The 19,549-nt window shown below is 72.5% G+C and carries 11 protein-coding genes; 4 read left to right on the top strand and 7 right to left on the bottom strand.

What is annotated here, in order from left to right; genetic code table 11:
* Positions 1–185: 185 nt before the first annotated feature.
* Complete coding sequence (locus ACIQRL_RS12430) at positions 186–1,142, bottom strand: hypothetical protein (protein ID WP_401330577.1); 957 nt, start codon at positions 1,140–1,142, stop codon at positions 186–188.
* Positions 1,143–1,253: 111 nt separating this feature from the next.
* Here ACIQRL_RS12430 and ACIQRL_RS12425 point away from each other — a divergent pair, with 111 nt between their 5' ends.
* Positions 1,254–1,844, top strand: a complete 591-nt coding sequence (locus tag ACIQRL_RS12425) for a TetR/AcrR family transcriptional regulator (RefSeq protein ID WP_401330574.1) — start codon at positions 1,254–1,256, stop codon at positions 1,842–1,844.
* Between the two features lie 33 nt (positions 1,845–1,877).
* Here the strand turns inward: ACIQRL_RS12425 and mfd are convergent, their stop codons facing one another.
* The 3 genes from mfd to ACIQRL_RS12410 form a co-directional block, all read right to left on the bottom strand.
* On the bottom strand, positions 1,878–5,429 hold the full coding sequence (gene mfd, locus ACIQRL_RS12420) for a transcription-repair coupling factor (protein ID WP_401330572.1): 3,552 nt from the start codon (positions 5,427–5,429) through the stop codon (positions 1,878–1,880).
* A gap of 609 nt (positions 5,430–6,038) precedes the next feature.
* Entirely contained in the window at positions 6,039–8,603 is a 2,565-nt protein-coding gene (locus tag ACIQRL_RS12415; RefSeq protein ID WP_401330570.1) for an ABC transporter permease, read from the bottom strand.
* Positions 8,600–9,388, bottom strand: a complete 789-nt coding sequence (locus tag ACIQRL_RS12410; protein WP_401330568.1) for an ABC transporter ATP-binding protein — start codon at positions 9,386–9,388, stop codon at positions 8,600–8,602. Before ACIQRL_RS12410 ends, ACIQRL_RS12415 begins: the two co-directional genes overlap by 4 nt.
* Before the next feature lie 482 nt (positions 9,389–9,870).
* On the opposite strand from ACIQRL_RS12410, the gene ACIQRL_RS12405 reads away from it, so the two are divergent.
* From ACIQRL_RS12405 to ACIQRL_RS12395, 3 genes are all read left to right on the top strand, one after another.
* The gene (locus tag ACIQRL_RS12405) at positions 9,871–11,382 is read left to right on the top strand and encodes an MFS transporter (protein WP_401330837.1); all 1,512 of its coding nucleotides are present in this window, start codon (positions 9,871–9,873) and stop codon (positions 11,380–11,382) included.
* Between the two features lie 556 nt (positions 11,383–11,938).
* A complete protein-coding gene (locus ACIQRL_RS12400; RefSeq protein ID WP_401330835.1) occupies positions 11,939–12,316 on the top strand; it encodes a DUF485 domain-containing protein in 378 nt (125 codons plus the stop codon).
* Complete coding sequence (locus tag ACIQRL_RS12395) at positions 12,313–13,947, top strand: cation acetate symporter (protein ID WP_401330565.1); 1,635 nt, start codon at positions 12,313–12,315, stop codon at positions 13,945–13,947. The genes ACIQRL_RS12400 and ACIQRL_RS12395 overlap by 4 nt, the downstream gene beginning before the upstream one ends.
* Positions 13,948–14,073: 126 nt before the next feature.
* Here ACIQRL_RS12395 and ACIQRL_RS12390 read toward each other — a convergent pair whose 3' ends face one another.
* From ACIQRL_RS12390 to ACIQRL_RS12380, 3 genes are all read right to left on the bottom strand, one after another.
* Positions 14,074–14,961, bottom strand: coding sequence for a cellulose-binding protein (locus ACIQRL_RS12390; protein WP_401330563.1), 888 nt, complete (start codon positions 14,959–14,961; stop codon positions 14,074–14,076).
* 408 nt (positions 14,962–15,369) lie between these two features.
* On the bottom strand, positions 15,370–18,288 hold the full coding sequence (locus ACIQRL_RS12385) for an SUKH-4 family immunity protein (protein ID WP_401330561.1): 2,919 nt from the start codon (positions 18,286–18,288) through the stop codon (positions 15,370–15,372).
* A 7-nt stretch (positions 18,289–18,295) separates the two neighbouring features.
* The gene (locus tag ACIQRL_RS12380; RefSeq protein ID WP_401330558.1) at positions 18,296–19,339 is read right to left on the bottom strand and encodes an SMI1/KNR4 family protein; all 1,044 of its coding nucleotides are present in this window, start codon (positions 19,337–19,339) and stop codon (positions 18,296–18,298) included.
* Positions 19,340–19,549: the final 210 nt, after the last annotated feature.

Genomic DNA, 19,549 nt, shown 5'->3' with positions numbered 1-19,549 from the left:
GGCCCCCTCCCTCCTCCCCCTCCCCCTCCCCCTTCCCGCACCGCCCCCGCGCGCACTGTCGCCAAGGCAGGGGCGTGCCGTCGCGCCGCCTCCGCACCGTCGCCCAGGCATACGCGTGCCGTCGCGCCGCCCCCACGCCGTGACGCCCTCCGGCCGGTCGCCGTCGCCGCAGTCAGACCCTTCGGTCAGACCTTCCCGATCCCGAGCGTCGTCTCCGACGGCAGCAGCCCCGAGCTCAGCACCGCGACCCAGAACTCGCCCAGCAGGTCCGCGAGGCGGGTGACGCCGTCCGGGCCCAGCGACATCCAGGGGTCGGCGGCGAGACGGTCGGTGTCGTGCTCGACCTGGCGGCGCAGCTGACGGCCGGCGTCCGTGGCTATGCCGTCCTCGTCGACCAGGCCCCGGGCGAGCAGACGGTCCCTGGCCGCGGTCCACTCCTCGGGGCTCCAGCCACGGCTCTCGAAACGCTCCACGGACGCCGCCCCTATCGCGGCGAAGGAGACCAGTGACTCGGCCGGGTCCAGGCCGGCGACGAGCAGGGCCGCGAGGTGGCCGTCTCCGCGATGCTCGCGCAGGATCGTCGCCGCGTGCCACAACTGGAGGTGAGGGACCTCGGGCCAGGGCAACTCGGCGTTCGCCGCGGCGAGTTGGCGCCCCGCGGTGTTCGCCGCCTCGACGGCGCGGCGGGCCAGCGCGGCGGCCTCGGCGAGTTCGGGAGCGGTGACGCGGTCGCCGAATATCGCGCGGTAGGCCCGGTCGACGGACCGCTCCCGCGCCGCGAGCACGTGCTCCGGACTCGCCGTCCGCCAGGCCGAGTCGATGTGCTCGTGCACCATGCGCGGACTGAAGCTGTAGAAGGCGGAGGCCACTCGCCCGCTGCCGACGGCCCCCAACGGCGCCGCACGGTAGGGGAAGTAGCTGGGCCAGCGCTCCTCGGTCCCGTATCCGAGCGCCGCCGCCTCCTCGAAGGCCTCCGGCGCGTAGTACAGCACGGCGTGCAGGGGCTCCAGCAGATGCCAGAGCCGGCGCACCCCGCCGAGGTCGACGCCCGCACCTGCCGTCGGCGCCTCCGCGCCCGGCGCCCCTTCCTCCGCGACCCCTGCCCGGCCGGTCCCACTCGCCCCGCTCACACTCCCGGACATGACCCCACCCCTCACTCTCGTCACGTGTCGACGGGCTCGCAACTTGACACTGCCAAGATTGCCCGAGGCGGCTGAACTTGTCAACGACTAGATTCGGCGTAGGCTTCTGTCATGAATCCCGCGAAGACCGGCGGCTCCGAGCGTCCTTACCACCACGGGGACCTGCGCCGCGCCATCCTCGGTGCCGCTCTCGACGTCATCGCCGTCGAGGGACCCTCCGCGGTGAGCCTGCGCGATCTGGCCCGCCGCGCGGGCGTCTCGCACGCCGCCCCGGCCCACCACTTCAAGGACCGCGTCGGCCTGCTCACGGCCATCGCGGCGGAGGGCTTCGGGCTCCTGGCGACGGCGCTCGACGACGCGGCCGACCTGCGCGAGGCGGGCGTGCGCTACGTGCGTTTCGCGCGGGAGCATCCCGCCCACTTCCAGGTCATGTTCTCCCCGGAGCTGCTCCGGGAGAACGACCTGGAGCTCACGACGGCCCGGACGCTCGCGGGCGTACGGCTGCGCGCCGCCGTCTCCGCGCTCCCCTCGGAGGGCCGCGGCCCCGACACCCGACTCGCCGGTATCGCGGCCTGGTCCCTGGCCCACGGCTTCGCCACGCTCCTGATCAGCCACAACCTGGACGGCCAGGTGGGCGAGGAGGACCCCGAAGAGGTCTTCCTCGCCCTGACGGACATGCTGTTCCGCCCCCAGCGGCTTTGATCAGGACCAGGCACTCGGTACGGGAGGGAACCGCTAGGACCCGAGGATCGAAGCCAGGAACTCCCCGGTCCAGCCGAGCAACTCCCGTCCCACCAGCGGCTTTCCGCCCACCTTCGCGGTCTTCGGACGGGGGACGAGGACCTGGTGGGCCGTCGGCTTGATGACGGTTCCCGGGTACAGGCGCTGCAGGCGCAGCTCCTGGGACTCCCTCAACTCCACCGGCGCGAAGCGGATGTTGTTTCCCTGGAGGACGATCTCGCCGACCCCGCAGGCGCGCGCGAGCATCCGCAGGCCCGCCACGAGGAGCAGGTTCTCGACGGGCTCGGGCAACTTGCCGTAGCGGTCGACGAGTTCCTCGCGTACGGCCTTGACGTCCTCCTCCGTGTTCGCGGCGGCGATGGAGCGGTACGCCTGGAGGCGCAGCCGCTCGCCGGGCGCGTACTCGTGCGGGACGTGCGCGTCGACCGGCAGCTCGATCTTGACCTCCAGCGGCGGCGCCTCCTCCACCCCGCCCTCCAGGGAGGCGCGGTAGTCAGCGACGGCCTCGCCCACCATGCGTACGTACAGGTCGAAGCCGACTCCGGCGATGTGGCCCGACTGTTCGCCGCCGAGCAGGTTGCCCGCGCCGCGGATCTCCAGGTCCTTCATCGCCACGTACATGCCCGCGCCCATCTCGGTGTGCTGGGCGATCGTCGCGAGCCGCTCGTGGGCCGTCTCCGTGAGGGGCTTCTCCGGCGGGTACAGGAAGTAGGCGTAGCCGCGTTCCCGGCCGCGGCCGACCCGGCCGCGGAGCTGGTGGAGCTGCGACAGGCCGAAGTTGTCGCCGCGCTCCACGATCAGCGTGTTGGCGTTCGAGATGTCGATGCCCGACTCGACGATCGTCGTGGAGACCAGCACGTCGAACCTCTTCTCCCAGAAGTCGACGACCACCTGCTCCAGCGCCTGCTCCCCCATCTGGCCGTGGGCCGTGGCGATCCGCGCCTCCGGGACGATCTCCCTGAGGCGGGCGGCCGCCCGGTCGATGGACTCGACCCGGTTGTGGATGTAGAAGACCTGGCCCTCGCGCAGGAGTTCACGGCGGATCGCCGCGCCGATCTGCTTCTCCTCGTACGGGCCGACGAAGGTCAGCACGGGGTGCCGTTCCTCCGGCGGGGTGGTGATGGTGGACATCTCGCGGATGCCCGTCACGGCCATTTCGAGCGTACGGGGGATGGGGGTCGCGGACATCGTGAGGACGTCGACGTTGGCGCGGAGCTTCTTGAGCTGCTCCTTGTGCTCGACGCCGAAGCGCTGTTCCTCGTCGACGATGACCAGGCCCAGGTCCTTGAACTTGGTCTCGGAGGAGAACAGGCGGTGGGTGCCGATGACGAGGTCCACCGAGCCCTCGCGCAGCCCCTCCAGGACCGCCTTGGCCTCGGTGTCCGTCTGGAAGCGGGACAGGGCGCGGACGTTCACCGGGAACTGCGAGTAGCGCTCGGAGAACGTGCCGAAGTGCTGCTGCACCAGCAGGGTCGTGGGGACGAGGACCGCGACCTGCTTGCCGTCCTGCACCGCCTTGAACGCGGCGCGGACCGCGATCTCCGTCTTGCCGTAGCCGACGTCGCCGCAGATCAGGCGGTCCATCGGGACCGTCTTCTCCATGTCCTCCTTGACCTCGGCGATCGTCGTGAGCTGGTCGGGCGTCTCCGCGTACGGGAAGGCGTCCTCCAGTTCGCGCTGCCAGGGCGTGTCGGCGCCGAAGGCGTGTCCCGGGGCGGCCATCCGCGCCGAGTACAGCTTGATCAGGTCCGCGGCGATCTCCTTGACCGCCTTCTTGGCGCGCGCCTTGGTCTTGGTCCAGTCGGCGCCGCCCAGGCGGTGCATGGTCGGGGCCTCGCCGCCGACGTACTTGGTGATCTGTTCGAGCTGGTCGGTGGGGATGTAGAGGCGGTCGCCGGGCTGGCCGCGCTTGGCGGGGGCGTACTCGACGACGAGGTATTCGCGGGTCGCGGTCTGGACGGTGCGCTGGACCATCTCGATGTAGCGGCCGACACCGTGCTGTTCGTGCACGATGTAGTCGCCGGTCTCCAGGGTCAGCGGGTCGATCGTCTTGCGGCGGCGGGCCGGCATCCGGGCGCCGTCCTTGCCGGCCGCCTTCTGGCCGGAGAGGTCGGTCTCCGTCAGGACGGCGAGGCGCAGTGCCGGGTCGACGAAGCCGTAGTCGATGGAGCCGCAGGCCACGTGTACGACGGAGGGGCCGATCCCGGTGAGGTCGATGTCCAGGCGGGCTGCGATGCCCTCGCCGCCCAGCACCTCGACGGTGCGGGCCGCCGGGCCGTGCGCCTCGGTGACGTAGACCGTGTGCCAGCCGTCGGCCAGCCAGCCCTTGGTGTCGGCGAGCGCGCGGGCGGTGTCGCCCCGGTAGGTCTCGGGGGCGTGCATGCCCAGCTTGAGGGTGTCCCCCACGCCCCCGGCGTAGGCGTCCGTGAGGTCCAGGTCGGCGGCGAACGGCGAGACCGACCACCACATCATGTCCAGCTCGCGCGCCCGGTCCCGTACGTCCGCGATGGACCACAGGGAGGCCGCGCCGACGTCGATGGGTGCCTCGCCGCCCCCGGCCGTGGCCGCCCAGGACGCCTGCAGGAACTCCTGCGAGGTCGCCACCAGGTCCGCGGCCCGGGTCCGTACCCGCTCCGGATCGCATACGACGGTCATCGCGCCCTCGGGCAGGACGTCCAGCAGCAGTTCCATGTCGTCGACGAGGACCGGGGCGAGCGATTCCATGCCTTCGACGGCGATGCCCTCGGCGATCTTGCCGAGGAGTTCGCCGAGCTCCGGGTGGGCCTCGGCGAGGGCCGCGGCCCGTGCCCGCACGTCCTCCGTGAGCAGCAGTTCGCGGCAGGGCGGGGCCCACAGGCCGTGTGCGGCGACCTCCAGGGAGCGCTGGTCCGCGATCTTGAAGTAGCGGATCTCCTCGATGTCGTCGCCCCAGAACTCCACGCGCAGAGGATGTTCCTCGGTGGGCGGGAAGACGTCCAGGATGCCGCCGCGGACGGCGAACTCGCCGCGCTTCTCGACGAGTTCGACGCGGGAGTAGGCGGCTGCCGCGAGCGCGGCGACGGTCTCGCCCAGGTCGGCGGTCAGGCCGGTGCGCAGGACGACCGGCTCCAGGTCGCCCAGGCCCTTGACCTGTGGCTGGAGGACCGAGCGGATGGGAGCGACGACGACGGACACCGGGCCGGTCTCGGGGTCGTCGGGGCGCGGGTGGGAAAGGCGCCGCAGGACGGCGAGGCGCCGGCCGACGGTGTCCGAGCGGGGTGAGAGCCGCTCGTGCGGGAGCGTCTCCCAGGACGGGTACTCGGCGACGCCGTCCGGCGGGAGCAGGGAGCGCAGGGCCGCGGCCAGGTCCTCGGCCTCGCGGCCCGTGGCCGTCACCGCCAGCACCGTACGGCCGGTCTGGCGGGCGAGCGCGGCGACGGCGAACGGGCGTGCCGCCGGTGGGCCGACCAGGTCGATGTGCATCCGGTTGCCGTCGGCGGCGGCCTTCACCGCCTCCGTGAGGGCGGCGTCCTTGACGACGGCGTCGAGCAGACCGTGCAGGCTCATGAAGGGCTTCCATCCCGGGGAGTGGGCAACGCGAGACGCCCGACACGTGGGACGGGCCGGGGGCATCCAGCCTACGACTCCGCGCCCCCTCGCGCGTGACCGTCCGCCGAGGGCCCCCGTCCCGTTCCGCGACCCGCCGCACATCCCGGCGGCACAGCCCGTCGCCACTCGGCGGCACCCCCGGCACCGTTCTGCCGCCGCTCCACCACAGTCCACGACCGGAACCACGCGCCCCGGGAACGGCCGGGGACGGCCGAGGCCCGGGCGGGACCCGAGCAGGAACGGGCGGGGACGACCGGGACCCGGACAGGAACCGGTCACGACCGGGCAGGAACCGGGCAGGAACGGCCGAGGCCCGGGCAGGACCCGGGCGGTGCTCCGCGTCCGGCCCGGAACGGAACGGCCCGGAACGGAACGGAACGGACCGGACCGGACCGGACCGGAACGGAACGGAACGGAACGGAACGGAACGGAACGGAACGGAACGGACCGGAACGGAACGGACCGTGGGCCCGGTCCGAGGAGAGTGACTCTCCTCAGGCCGGGCCCGTCCGGTCCACCGCGACCCCCGTACGCGGTGGACCGTTCGTTCGACCGCGCGCCGAGCGGCTAGTCGGTGGCGATCGCGTTCAGTACGTTCATCCGGCCCGCCCGGAACGCCGGGATCAGAGCGGCCAGCAGACCCACGAAGGCCGAGCCGATGAAGACCCCGATGATCGTCGGCCAGGGGATCTCCAGAACCTTCAGGCCCTCCAGGGCGAGGAGTTTCTGGGCGGTGGCGCCCCAGCTCATCCCGAGGCCCAGCCCGAGGAGGGCGCCGAAGAGGGCGATGACGACCGACTCCAGGCGGATCATCCGGCGGAGCTGGCGGCGGGAGAGCCCGATGGCGCGCATCAGGCCGATCTCGCGGGTGCGCTCGACGACCGACAGCGCCAGGGTGTTCACCACACCGAGGATCGCCACCACGATCGCCAGGCCCAGCAGGCCGTAGACCATGTTCAGGAGCTGGCCCACCTGGTCCTTGAGCTGCTGCTTGTAGTCCGTCTGGTCGCGGACCTGGTACTGCGGGTACGGCTCCATGGACTTCTTCAGGGCCGCGTACGCCTGCTTCTCCTGGCCGGGCTTGGCCTTGGCGAACATGATCTCGTTCGGCGGGATCCTGCTCGCGGGCAGGTACTTCTTCATCGTCTCGATGCTGGTGTAGCGGACCTCGTGGTCGATGGCGACGTCGTCGTCCGTGATGGCCGCGACCTTGAGCTTGGCCGTGGCGCCGTCCTTGAAGGCGACGGTGATGCTGTCGCCGATCCGTACGCCGTGCTTCTTGGCGTACTTCGAGCCCACCGACATGGCGTTCTCGCCGTAGGCGGCCGCCAGGTCGCCGGCGGTCGTCTTGCGCCGCAGGTCCTGGGCGTACGACGGGTCGGCCGCGGTGATCCCGGCGTTGTCGGCCTGTCCGTCGGGCGAGGTCAGCTTCGCCGCGATGTCCTTGTAGCGGGTGACGTGGACCAGGCCCGGGCTCGCCTCCATGGCCTTCTCGGCCTGCGGCACGATCCGCTGCTGGCCCTGGACGATGAAGTCCGCGCCGACCGACTTGTCTAGCTCGTCGGTCGCCGAGGCCACCATGGACGAGCCGACCACCGACAGGCAGGCGACCAGCGCCAGGCCGATCATCAGGGCCGCGCCGGTGGCGCCGGTGCGGCGCGGGTTGCGCAGCGCGTTGCGCTCGGCGAGCCGGCCCACGGGGCCGAACATCCGCAGCAGGACGGCGCTGAACACCCGGACCACGCCGCCGGCCAGCAGCGGGCCGACGATCACGAAGCCGATCAGGGTGAGGACGATGCCCGCGCCGAGGACCAGTGAGCCGTCGCTCGCCTTGTGGGCGGTGGCCGCCGAGTAGAGCGCGAACGCTCCGGCACCCGTCAGGGCCAGGCCGATCAGTCCGCGGACGAGACCGGCCTTGCCGTCCGCCGGGGTGCCGGCGTCACGCAGCGCGGCCATCGGGGAGACCTTGCCCGCGCGCCGGGCCGGCAGATAGGCGGCCAGGACGGTGACGACGACCCCGAGGAGCATGCCGATGACCGGGGTGGCCGCCTTGACGGTCAGGTCACGCGTGGAGAGGTCCATGCCCATGGACGCCATGAGTTTCATCAGGCCGACCGCGAGGCCGACGCCCGCGGCGACGCCGAGGACCGAGCCGACGACGCCGAGCAGCAGCGCCTCGACCAGCACCGAGCGGTTGACCTGCTTGCGGGAGGAGCCGATGGCGCGCATCAGGCCGATCTCGCGGGTGCGCTGGGCGACCAGCATCGAGAAGGTGTTGATGATCAGGAAGATGCCGACCAGGAACGCGATCCCGGCGAAGCCGAGCATGGCGTACTTGATGACGTTCATGAACTGGCCGACGCCCTGGCGGTTCTCGTCGGCGTTCTCCTTCTGCGTCTGGATCTTGTACGACCCGTGGAGCGCGCCGGAGATGTTCCCCTTGAGGTGCGCGTCGGAGACGCCCGGCGCGGCGGTGACGTTGATCTGGGTGAACCGGCCGGTGGAGCCGAGCAGTTCGCGCTGGGCGGTGGCCGTGTCGAACCAGACGACGGCGGCACCGGGGTTGGTCACCTTGAAGGTGGCGATCCCGACGATCCTGGCCTTGAAGTCACCGGTGACCGCGATGGTGCGCAGTTCGTCGCCCAGCTTCAGGTGGTGCTTGTGGGCGGTGTCGACGTCGACCATCACCTCGGCCGGTCCGCGGGGGGCGTGGCCGGAGCTGATCTCCGTGGAACGGAGGTCGTTGCGCGTCCAGTTGCCGGCGATGGTCGGGGCGCCGGTGGTGGAGCCCATGTTCTTGTTGTGGCTGTCGACGACGGTCACGTTCAGCGAACTGACCGCGCCCTCGGCGGACTTGACGCCGTCCGTCCGCTTCGTCTGCGCCAGCACGGAGGCCGGCACCGACTCGGGCCTGCCGTTCTGCGGGGTGTCGTCGCTCTTGGCGGCCTTCGGCAGCACCGTCACGTCGGAGGAGGTGGCCGCGAAGAGCTTGTCGAACGTCGTGTTCATCGTGTCGGTGAACACGAGAGTGCCGCAGACGAAGGCCACCGACAGCAGGACCGCCACGGCGGACAGCGCCATGCGTCCCTTGTGCGCGAAGAAGTTGCGCATCGAGGTCTTGAGGACGGTCATGACGTCCGCCCGCGGGAGTCGAAGTCCTTCATGCGGTCGAGGACCTGGTCGGCCGTCGGCTGGTGCATCTCGTCGACGATCCTGCCGTCCGCGAGGTAGAGCACGCGGTCCGCGTACGAGGCGGCCACCGGGTCGTGCGTGACCATCACGATGGTCTGGCCCAGGTCGTCGACCGAGCGCCGCAGGAAGCCCAGCACCTCGGCGCCGGCCCGGGAGTCGAGGTTTCCGGTCGGCTCGTCACCGAAGATGATCTCGGGGCGGGCCGCCAGTGCCCGGGCCACCGCGACGCGCTGCTGCTGGCCGCCGGAGAGCTGGTTGGGGCGGTGCTTGAGCCGGTCCGCGAGACCGACGGTCTCCACGACCTGGTTGAGCCACGCCCGGTCGGGCTTGCGGCCAGCGATGTCCATCGGGAGCGTGATGTTCTCCAGGGCGTTCAGCGTCGGCAGCAGGTTGAACGCCTGGAAGATGAAGCCGATCCGGTCCCGGCGAAGCTGCGTCAGCTTCTTGTCCTTGAGTCCGGTGATCTCGGTCTCGTCGAGGAAGATCTGGCCGGAGGTGACGGTGTCGAGCCCGGCGAGGCAGTGCATCAGGGTGGATTTGCCGGAGCCCGAGGGGCCCATGATCGCGGTGAACCGGCCCCGCGCGATGTCCACGTCGACCTGGTCGAGGGCGACGACGCGGGTCTCGCCGGACCCGTACGCCTTGACGACCTGACGCGCCCGCGCCGCGACGGCCGTACGCCCTCCAGTGCCCTCGTGCCTGGGAATGCTTACAGCCGATGTCACGGTATGTCTCCTAAGTCGGTCAGCAGGGGAAACTGCTGGTCGTCGAAAGTGTCTGAGCGGGTGCGACGGCCGCGGAGGTCCGCGCCGTTGGGACGCGGTACGTCGGCCACGTCCGTAAGTCTGGTGCCGCGAGGGGGTCGGACGCGCTGGTGCACGGCCCCGTCTTCTGCTGGGGAAAACCCCACCCCCGCGGGTGCGGTCCGTACGACCGGAGCGCGCCCCCGACGGCGTAAAGCCAGGTTAAGGACGCCCCCCGCCCCGTCTCGTCCTCCGGCGGGACGAACCCTCCCCGAGCCCTGGTACGGAGATCCCCCTAGGGGTCCTCCACCCGTCGGTGGACAACTCCTAGGGGTCGGCTCCACCCCGGGGCCCGCACAGCCTCCACCCTCCCCCGGCGTGAGGCTCAAGTGGGAAGCTGTTCCCGGCGGATAGATGCAGGGGGAAGGAATCCCGTGGGCGAGGGTGACACCGAGATACCGGTCGTGCGGGAAGACCCTCCCCGCACGACCGTTGCCGAGACCCGGCGCCGCCGTGCCGTCGTCGCCGCGCTCATGCTGGCGATGGGCCTCGCCGCGCTCGACTCCACCATCGTGTCCACCGCCGTTCCGCAGATCGTCGGCGACCTCGGCGGATTCTCCGTCTTCTCCTGGCTGTTCTCGGGCTACCTGCTGGCCGTCACGGTCACGCTCCCCGTCTACGGCAAGCTCTCCGACACCTTCGGCCGCAAACCGGTCCTCGTGGCGGGCGCCGCCGTCTTCCTCCTCGGCTCACTGCTCTGCGCCACCGCCTGGAACATGGCCGCGCTCATCGCCTTCCGCGTCGTGCAGGGCCTGGGCGGCGGCGCCCTCCAGGGCACCGTGCAGACCCTCGCCGCCGATCTGTACCCGCTCGGGGAGCGCCCGAAGATCCAGGCCAAGCTGTCCACGGTGTGGGCGACCTCGGCCATCGCGGGTCCCGCCCTGGGCGGAGTCCTCGCGGCGTACGCCGACTGGCGGTGGATCTTCCTCGTCAATCTGCCGGTCGGCGCCCTCGCCCTGTGGCTGATCGTCCGTCATCTGCGCGAACCGCAGCGGGCCCCGCTCACCCGGCGGCCCCGGATCGACTGGGCGGGCGCCCTCGCGGTGTTCGCCTGCGGCGGTGTCCTGCTGACCGCGCTGGTGCAGGGCGGTGTCGCCTGGGACTGGCTCTCGGCCCCCTCGGTCGCCCTGTTCGGCACCGGCCTCGGCCTGGTCGCGGTCGTCGTGGCCGTCGAGCGGCGGGCCGCCGAGCCGATCATCCCGGGCTGGGTGTGGCGCCGCCGGACGATCGCCGCGGTCAACCTGGCGCTCGGGGCGCTGGGCCTGCTCATGGTCGCGCCGACGGTCTTCCTGCCCACCTACGCGCAGGCGGTCCTCGGCCTCGCCCCGGTAGCCGCCGGATTCGTGCTCTCCGTATGGACGTTGAGCTGGCCGGTGTCCGCGGCGCTCAGCCAGCACGTCTACCGCCGCATAGGCTTCCGCAACACCGCGGTGCTTGGCATCGGCACGGCGAGCCTGCTCCTGCTCGCCTTCCCCCTCCTGCCCTACCCGGGCGAGCCGTGGCAGCCCGCCCTGCTGATGCTGCTGCTGGGCGGCGCGCTCGGGCTCTTCCAGCTCCCCTTGATCATCGGCGTCCAGTCCACCGTCGGGTGGGCCGAACGCGGGACGACCACCGCCTCCGTCCTGTTCTGCCGGCAGACCGGACAGACCCTGGGCGCCGCCCTGTTCGGCGCCGTCGCCAACGGAGTGCTGGCCGCGCGGCTCGGCGGTGCTGGGGATCTCGACGCGGTGACCCGCGCGCTGGACTCGGGCGCTCCGGCGGGACGGCTGCGCCACGCGGTCGCCGACGCCGTCCACGCCGTCTATCTGGGCGCCGCCGGTGCCGCCGCCCTCGCCTTCCTGGTCCTGCTGTTCGTCGCACCGCGCCGCTTCCCGGTGCTCAAGGAGTCCACGGAGTCCGCGGACCCCACGCACTGACCGCGGCCCGAGGTCCCGCCCGGCGCCTCGACCTCGGTGCGGGAACCCACCCGCGGCACCGGCCGCGACGCGAAACCTCGCCCCCATCCGTCACTCGGGAGCACTCGCTTCCCACACGTGAACCCCGAGGAACCTCCAGGGCGGCTCCAGGGAAACTCCACAGGTGAACGCGGGTAACACCCCAGGTCACCGAAGTAAGCGCATACCGACCGCCCAGTTCGTTGAAACAGTCGCGCACTCCCGCTACCTACGAGTAGCGTGCGCTGCTCACCCCCCAGCTCCCTGCGGTCCCGCACCGGACCCGAGCCACGCAAGGAGAACCGGGATGCCAGACCCGTTCTCGTCCCCCGAGCACCCGAGGCCACGTCAGCAGCGCCCGTACCAACGGCAGTACCCGCCGCCCCAGCCTCCCCGGAACCCCCTGTACCGGCAGCCGTACCAGCCGAACCCGCCCTACGACGAGCAACCCGACTACCCCCGCCAAGCCCATCACCCCCAGCACGCCGGATATCCGCCGCCCGGCGACGCCCCCGCTCCCGCTCCCGCTCCCGACCGGCTGACGTACCCCTGGCAGCCGCCGCCCCGGTCCCCCGAGCCCCCGCGACGGCGGATGCCCCGCCACCCGCCCCTCGGACAGCACAGCGACATCAGGCTCCTGCGCGGCGCCTACCGCCGGCAACGGCGGGTCGCGACCCTCACCGCGCTCGGCTACTTCACCCTCTTCCTCATCCTGTCGGCGTTCGCGCCGTCGCTGATGACGAGCACGGTGTCCGGCGGACTGTCGACCGGCCTGCTGCTCGGCCTGCTCCAGGTCCCCGTCACCTGCCTGGCCATCTGGCTGTACGAGCACTCCGCGCGCCGGCGCGTCGACCCGATCGCGGACCGGATCCGCAAGCAGACCGAACTGGACGCGAAGCGGGAGGCGGCACGATGACGGGGTTCACCAGTTCCGCGCAGGCCATGTCGCTGGTGGCGTTCACGGCCGTCGCCACGATCACCCTGCTGCTGTGCGTGATGACCGGCCCGGACCGCGACGACCTGGACGAGTTCTACACCGGCTACGGATCGCTCTCCCCGATGCGCAACGGCCTCGCGATCGCCGGGGACTACATCTCCGCGGCGAGCGTGCTCGGCACCGGCGGTGTCATCGCGCTGGCCGGCTACGACGGGGTCGTCCTCGCCCTGAGCACGGCCCTCTCCCTGATGCTGCTGATGTTCCTGCTGGCCGAACCGCTGCGCAACGCGGGCCGGTTCACCATGGGCGACGCGCTCGCGCGCCGGACGCCGGGCCGCGCCGTCCGCAACACGGCCTGCGCGGTGACCATCGTGGCGCTGCTGCCCCTGATGCTGGTCCAACTGGCGGGCGCGGGCGACCTGCTGGCGTTCATCCTCGGTTTCTCCGGCGACTCCCTCAAGACCGGCTGTGTCATCGGCCTCGGCGCGCTGATGATCAGTTACGCGGCGATCGGCGGCATGAAGGGCACCGCCCTCATCCAGATCCTGAAGATCGTGATGCTGCTCGGCTCGGGCGCGGTGGTCGCCGTGCTCGTCCTGCAGCGCTTCGACTGGAACCCCGGCACCCTGCTGGCCGCCGCCGCCGGGAACAGCGGCGTGGGAGACGCCTTCCTGCGCTCCGGCCTCCAGTTCGCGGGCGGCGCCAGCCCCCGCCTGGACATGATCACCTCGGAGCTGACGGTCGTCCTCGGCGGCGCCTGCCTCCCGCACATCACCATGCGCATGTACACGGCGGACAGTGCCCGCCAGGTGCGCCGGTCGCTGTCCTGGGCGGTGCCGTGCGTGGCCCTGTTCGTGCTGATCGTCAGCGTCATCGGCTTCGGCGCCACGGCCATGGTCGGGCGCGCCGGCATCGCGGCGGCCGATCCGCAGGGCAACACGGCCTATCTGCTGGGCTCCAGGGCCGTCTTCGGTGCCTCCGTCTCCACCGCCGAGACCCTCCTGTTCACCACCGTGACGACAGCGATCTTCCTGACGCTGCTCGCGTCCGTCGCCGGGATGATCCTGGCCTGCGCCAACTCCCTCGCCCACGACGTGTTCGCGCACAGCCGGCTCTTCCGGGGCCGTCGCCACGACGACGAACTCTCCCCGCGCCGGGAGATGCTCCTCGCCCGTGTCTCGGCGCTGGCGGTGGGGGCACCGGCGATCCTGCTCGCCACCCTCGCCCAGCACCGCAGCCTGCAGCCGCTGGTGACCCTGTCCTTCTGCATCGGCGCCTCCGCGATCGCGCCCGCGCTGGTCTACAGCCTCTTCTGGCGCCGCTACACCCGCACCGGCCTGCTCGCCACCCTCATCGGCGGCACCCTCACCGTCCTCGTCCTCATGCCCGGCACCAACCTCGTCTCCGGCTCCCCCGCCGCCGCGTTCCCGGACGCCGACTTCAACTGGTTCCCGTTCACCACGACCGGCATCGTGTCGATCCCCCTGGGGTTCGCCTACGGCTGGATCGGAACGATGGTCTCGGGACGCCGCACCGCGGAGGTACAGCGAAGGCAGTACGAGGCGGTGGAGACATGGATTCTGGCGGGGGCGATACGGAGGGGGCGGTGAAGGGGCTTGAGGGGGGCGAGGGGGCGCCCTCTTGACCGGGCGAGACGGGCTGGGCGGGTGGGAAACCGCCGCGGAGCGGCGAAGCGACCCGCCGCGGAGCGGGGGGTGCGGGCCCGCGGAGCGGGGCTACTCGGCCGGGGCCCGCCCCGTGAGGGACGTGAGGCTGCTTCGTACGTGGTCCATGTGGGCCCGTACGTGATCCCACCGCTCCCCGTGCTCGCGCAGCACCCGCTCGGTCTCCCGGGCGACCCGTTCCTCCAGGACCCGCGCTTCGGCGAGCACCTCGGCGGCCCGCGCCGCCGCGTCCTCCTGCCGGTGCCGGTCCGACTCCTTCGCCTCGGCGAGGGCCCTCGCGGCCCGGGCGAGCGACTCCTCGGCGCGCTCCGCGCGTTCGAGATGCCGCGCCTCCGACGCGGCCTCACGCTCGGCGTCGGCCCGCTCGGCCTCCGCCCACCGCGCGGTGTGCTCCGCCTCCTGTTCGGTGACCAGGGCCTCCGTCCGGCGCCGCACCTCGCGCAGCACGGTCAGCACCTCCCCGCGCTTCTCCTTGACCTCCCGCCGCGCCGAGATCCGTACCGCGTCGGCCTCGGCACGCGCCTCGAGAAGCCGCCGCGAAGCCCACTCCTCCGCCTCGTCGCGCACCCCGTCGGCGTACGCCCGCGCCGCCTCCCGCACCTCGCGCCCCGCGGCCGCGGCCTCCTCGGCCTCCGAACGGGCCGCGCGCCGCGCCTCTTCCCGAAGGGCCTCGGCCTCCTCCTCGCCGAGCTGGAAGATCCGCCGCGCCCGCTCGCCGAGCTCCTCGTACGTCTGCGGGGCGAGCCGCGTCACGGCCTCCCGCAACCGCTCCGCCTCTGCCTCCATGTCCCTCGCCAGCACGGTGAGCCGGGCGGCCCGCTCCCACGCGGCGTCGCGGCCCCGGGAGAGCGCCGCGGCGTACGCGTCGACCTGTTCGGGACGGTAGCCACGTCCGCGTACGGCCACGAAGCCGTGCTGCGACACCGGTGTGCTGCTCATCCTTGGACCCCTCTCCGCCCGACACACACGAAAAGACGATTTCGCGCACATCTTGATGGATCGCACGGAAGTGTTCATAACGCGACACTCCGCCCGTCCATTCGGGCGGAGACGGGCCCTACGCCTGTCATTTGAGGTCAGCGGCCCGAGGCACGCTGACGACCCGACGCCGTCAGGACGCCCGGACAGGAGGGGGTTCCGCCTTCGTACGGCCCTCCCGCCGGCGCCCTCCACCGGCGCGCGGGACACACACGCCACCGGTCGGGACGGCCGCGCCGCACGAACGAACACGCCACCCGTACGAACGAACGAGGCGCCCGACCCGTCGTCCGGGTCGAGCGCCTCATCCGTCCTGCCGTCGTCCTGCCGTCGTCCTGGCCGTCCCGCCGTTCCCCTACCGGGTCGCCGCTAGAGCAAGCCGTCCCACATCTCCTCCAGCAGGACCGACCACCAGCTCTCCGGGGAGGCGAGCGCCGCCGGGTCGAGCGAGGCGAGCTGCGCCTGGAAGTCGACGGTCCAGCGGCCCGCCTGCTCCTGGTTGAGACCGAACCGCAGCCGCCACATCCGGCCGAGCAGCGCGAGACAGCGCGCGAACTCGGGCAGACCGGTGTTCACGAACTGCGGCGGCACCGGAGCGCCCCCGGGGCCGGCCTCGACCGGCACGGCGACGATGTTCGCCGTGCCGTACTGGACGCAGATCGCCTTGCCGAAGTCGCTGCCCATGACGAGGTACGAGCCCGCGTCCTGAGAGGCCGCCACCCCGCGCTCCTGAGCCAGTTCGGCGAGCGTCGGCACCGGACGGCCCGGCTGGGCCTGTGCCCAGAAGAACGGTCCCATGTCGACCGGCAGCCCGGCCACGACCAGGGTGTGCGCCACGATGTCGGGCACGCCCTGCCGCGACACGGCCGCCTGGTCGAACCGGAACATCCCCGGCCCGAACGCGGCCGCCAGTTCCTGACCGATCGCCTCCGGCGGGATCGGCGGCGACGGATGCACCGGCGGGATCGGCGCCCGTACCGGCGCCGGACGGGCCGGACCGTCCGCGACCTGATGCAACTCGCCCTGATGCGCAAGGAGTTGATGCATTCCCTGCTGACGGCTCGCGTGATCGGTGCCGTACGGCGCGATGCTCGTGATCCGCGCCTGCGGGAAGGTCTCCCTGATCATCCGCGCGCAGTACGCGCCCGGCAGCTCACAGGACTCCAACTCCGTGTGCAACTCCAGCACTTGCTGCGGCGGCACGTTCATCGCGCGCAGCTCGTGCAGGATCTGCCACTCCGGATGCGGTGTGCCCGGCGCGGACCGCCGGATGAGCTGCTGCTCCGAACCGTCCTGCGCCCGGTACCGCAGCACGGCCTGATAGCCGGGCCCGACGGTCGGCTGCCCCGTCTGCGGATAGCCGTACGCGGGCGGCTGCTGCCCCGGCATCGGCTGACCGGGCATCGGCTGGCCGGGCATGGGCTGGCCGGGCAACGGCTGAGGGGCGCCCAGCGGCATGCCGGGGACCTGCGGAGGCGGCGGCGCACCCGGGCCCCCGACGGGAGGCCCGGCGAACATGGTCGCCGCATGGTGCACCCCGCCGGGAGGCGTGCCCCCGTGAGGCTGCGGCGCACCGGGAGCAGCACCGGGCATCCCAGGAGCACCGGGCGGCTGCGGAGCGCCTGGTCCGCCCACCGGAGGCCCGGCCAGCATCGTCGCGGCGTGGTGCGCTTCCCCCGGAGGCATGGCGCCCGGCGGGTTCGGCACACCGGGACCGGCCTGCTGCCACGGCGCGTCCGGGGCGCCGGGCCCACCGGGGGCACCGGGCGGCTGCGGAGCGCCGGGCCCGCCCACCGCGGGCCCCGCCAGCATCGTGGCGGCATGGTGGACTCCACCGCCCGGAGGCGTGGCGGCGGGCTGCTGGGGCGCACCGGGAACACCCTCGGGCCCGTCCGGCCCGAGCTGCGAGACGAGCTGCGTCGGCACGTATCCGCCCGCGGGCGCACCCGGGGCGCCCGGCCCGGTCGGCGGCGGCGGACTGTCCGGCCGCGCCCCCGGCATCCCGGGGACGCCCGGCGGATGCGGAGCGGTCGCCCCGCCGCCGCGCGCCCCTCGGGGCGGCGCCTGCGCCTTGCTGGTCGCGGCGTCGGCGATGTCACCGGCGTTCGGGGGCAGCGGTCGCGACGGGGCGGTGGGCGGCAGCGGTGTGCCCGGGCCCTGCGGGAAGCCGTACGCGGGCGCACCCGGCGGAGGCGTCCCCTGCGGGCCACCGGGAACGGGCGCACCGGGCGGCGGTGTGCCCGGACCCGCGCCCGGGCCCTGCGGATAGCCGTAGGCGGAGGCGCCGGGCGGCGGGCCCTGCGCGCCGGGCCCCTGCGGATACCCGTACGAAGACGCGCCGGGCGGCGGACCGCCGGGCAGAGCGTGCCCCGGTGAAGAACCGGACGGCGCGGGGGAGTTCGGGTCACCGGCCACGGGCGACAGTGTCGTACGCGGGAGTCGGCTGCCCCCGGAGATCATCGCGGTCTGGGCGTGCGCCGTGGCGGGCGGCGGGGTGCGCGAATCGTCGGCGTCGGTCAGCGGCGGCGCGAACACGGTCGCCGGCAGCGGTACGGAACGGTCGTCGCCGGGATCGGCGTTGGTGTCCGTCCCCGCCCACGGGGTCGCGTCGGCGGGAACGTCCGGCCTCGCGTCCCGGGGACCGCTGACCTCGTCGTCGTCGGTCGCGGCGGCCGGCCACGGCGTGGCCCCACCGGGAGCCGACGGCACGCCCGGCGCGGGAGTCGCGGAGTACGCCGCCGCGGCCGGGGAAGCGGCGTGCGCTCCCGGCGTGGACGGTATTCCGTGCCCCCCGGAATCCCCGGGCGCGCCCGGAAGTGAACTCCCGCCCCCGGAAGCCCCGTTCGCGGCGGCGGCCGGACGCGACCCCGCCCCGTCGGAGGCGGACGGTCCCGCCCCCGTACGCCGGTCCGGGATCCCCATCCGGTCCGCGGCCTCCTGCAGCCACTCCGGGGGGCTGAGCAGGAACGACGTCTGATTCAGGTCGACCCGGGCCGCGGGCGCCGGCGCCGGTTCGGGGGAGGCGTCCGGTGCCCCGTACTCCTCCTCGTACCGGCGGATGACCTCACCCACCGGCAGCGCGGGCCACAGCGTGGCCTCCCCGCTGTCCCGCGCGATGACGAGCCGCTGCGCGCCCCCGTCGGAACGCGGGCCCTCGGCCCGGTCCTCCGCCCATACGACAAAACCGAGTTCGAACTCGCGTACCCGCACCTCGCGGTGCTGGTACCCGGGCACGTCCCCGTTGATCCACTCTTCCGCGCGCTCCTGCGCCTGTGCGAAGGTCACCATCGCAACCTCACTCCCCCACCGAAGACACCGACGACGCCGAAGCCGCCGAAGAGACGGGCACGGCGTACGCGAACCCGCCGTCCACCATCAGATTCGCCACCGTCTCCAGCTCCGGCGGCTCGCCGGCGAGCCGGGACAGGAACTGGTCGAAGTCGTCACCGCACGGCAGCAGAAGCCGCTGCACCCGCTCGGCCGGCGCCCAGGCGTCCTGGTCACGGGCATCGTCGAACGCGCAGAACCAGACCGATCCGATCCGGTCGCCCTTCACCTTCACGGCCAGCAGACCGCCCTGCACGAAACCGACACCGAGGTAGTCCTTGGTCAGATGGTCGCGCAGACACTTGTTGACGTACACGAGGTCGTTGACGGCGGCCTCGTCGCGCACGGTGAAGAACGGCTGGTCCACCAGCAGTCCGAGCTCGGCGTCGAGCGCCGCGCCGACCGGCGCGCACCCGCCCGCCGCCTTCAGGAACGACCGATAGGCGCCCGGCAGTCGGTAGCCGAGGTCCTCCTCGACCCCCAGCACCTGCTGCTCGGTCACCGCGACCGAGGACTTCGGCAGCCCGAAGTGCGCGGGCCGCGTCTCCTGCAACGGCCGCGTCCCCCGCTTGGAATGGTCGACGGCCGTGGTCGCGACACCACTGTGATGCCGCAGCAGCGCCTTCACCTCGACCGGCACCAACTCCAGCCGCCGGGTGCCCGCCACGTGATGCCACGTCCAGCCGTGTGGCGTCGCCACCGGCGCGATGGTGTCCCACAGATCGTGCCCCGACGCGGCGAGAGCGGCGTTCGCGGAGACGTAGTCCGTCAGCCGCAACTCGTCGACGCCGAAACCCTCCGGGGGCTCGGCGATCTCCGCCGCGGCACGCGCGTAGAGCGAGAAGTCGGGATAACCGCGCTCGTCGATCCGCACGCCTCTGGGATGGCGTGCGGCCCGGACCGGATCCGGGAAGTGCACGACTTGCCCGGCGTAGGCCGCGTTCGGCGGCGCGCCGTGTCCCCCAGCCTGGCGGCTGGGTGGTGTCCCCAGCCCGAGCCGACCTGTCGTCATGGCGGTTGCCCCCTGCGGCGTTCTCAGTAGCTGGATGGAGCGCGGATGTCGACAGCCTATTCGGTTGTACGACACCGGTCACCGGGCCTCCGGTTCCGTGACCAGCCGTCACCCCGCCGTGACCGTAAGCCGAAGACCTGGCGTGTCGCGGCGCCCCAGCTACCGCTCCAGCCACCGCATTTGGCAGTCTGTCTCCGCACCGGGGGATGC

This window comes from Streptomyces sp. NPDC091209, assembly GCF_044757755.1.
GTDB lineage: Bacteria > Actinomycetota > Actinomycetes > Streptomycetales > Streptomycetaceae > Streptomyces.
Note: the sequence above shows the minus strand (reverse complement) of the source record. Positions and strands in the feature narration are given on the sequence as shown.

Coding starts and splice junctions, on each gene's coding strand:
- ACIQRL_RS12430 (WP_401330577.1), bottom strand. CDS start 1,142: ATGTCCGGGAGTGTGAGCGGGGCGAGTGGGACCGGCCGGGCAGGGGTC.
- ACIQRL_RS12425 (WP_401330574.1), top strand. CDS start 1,254: ATGAATCCCGCGAAGACCGGCGGCTCCGAGCGTCCTTACCACCACGGG.
- mfd (WP_401330572.1), bottom strand. CDS start 5,429: ATGAGCCTGCACGGTCTGCTCGACGCCGTCGTCAAGGACGCCGCCCTC.
- ACIQRL_RS12415 (WP_401330570.1), bottom strand. CDS start 8,603: ATGACCGTCCTCAAGACCTCGATGCGCAACTTCTTCGCGCACAAGGGA.
- ACIQRL_RS12395 (WP_401330565.1), top strand. CDS start 12,313: ATGACGGGGTTCACCAGTTCCGCGCAGGCCATGTCGCTGGTGGCGTTC.
- ACIQRL_RS12390 (WP_401330563.1), bottom strand. CDS start 14,961: ATGAGCAGCACACCGGTGTCGCAGCACGGCTTCGTGGCCGTACGCGGA.
- ACIQRL_RS12385 (WP_401330561.1), bottom strand. CDS start 18,288: ATGGTGACCTTCGCACAGGCGCAGGAGCGCGCGGAAGAGTGGATCAAC.
- ACIQRL_RS12380 (WP_401330558.1), bottom strand. CDS start 19,339: ATGACGACAGGTCGGCTCGGGCTGGGGACACCACCCAGCCGCCAGGCT.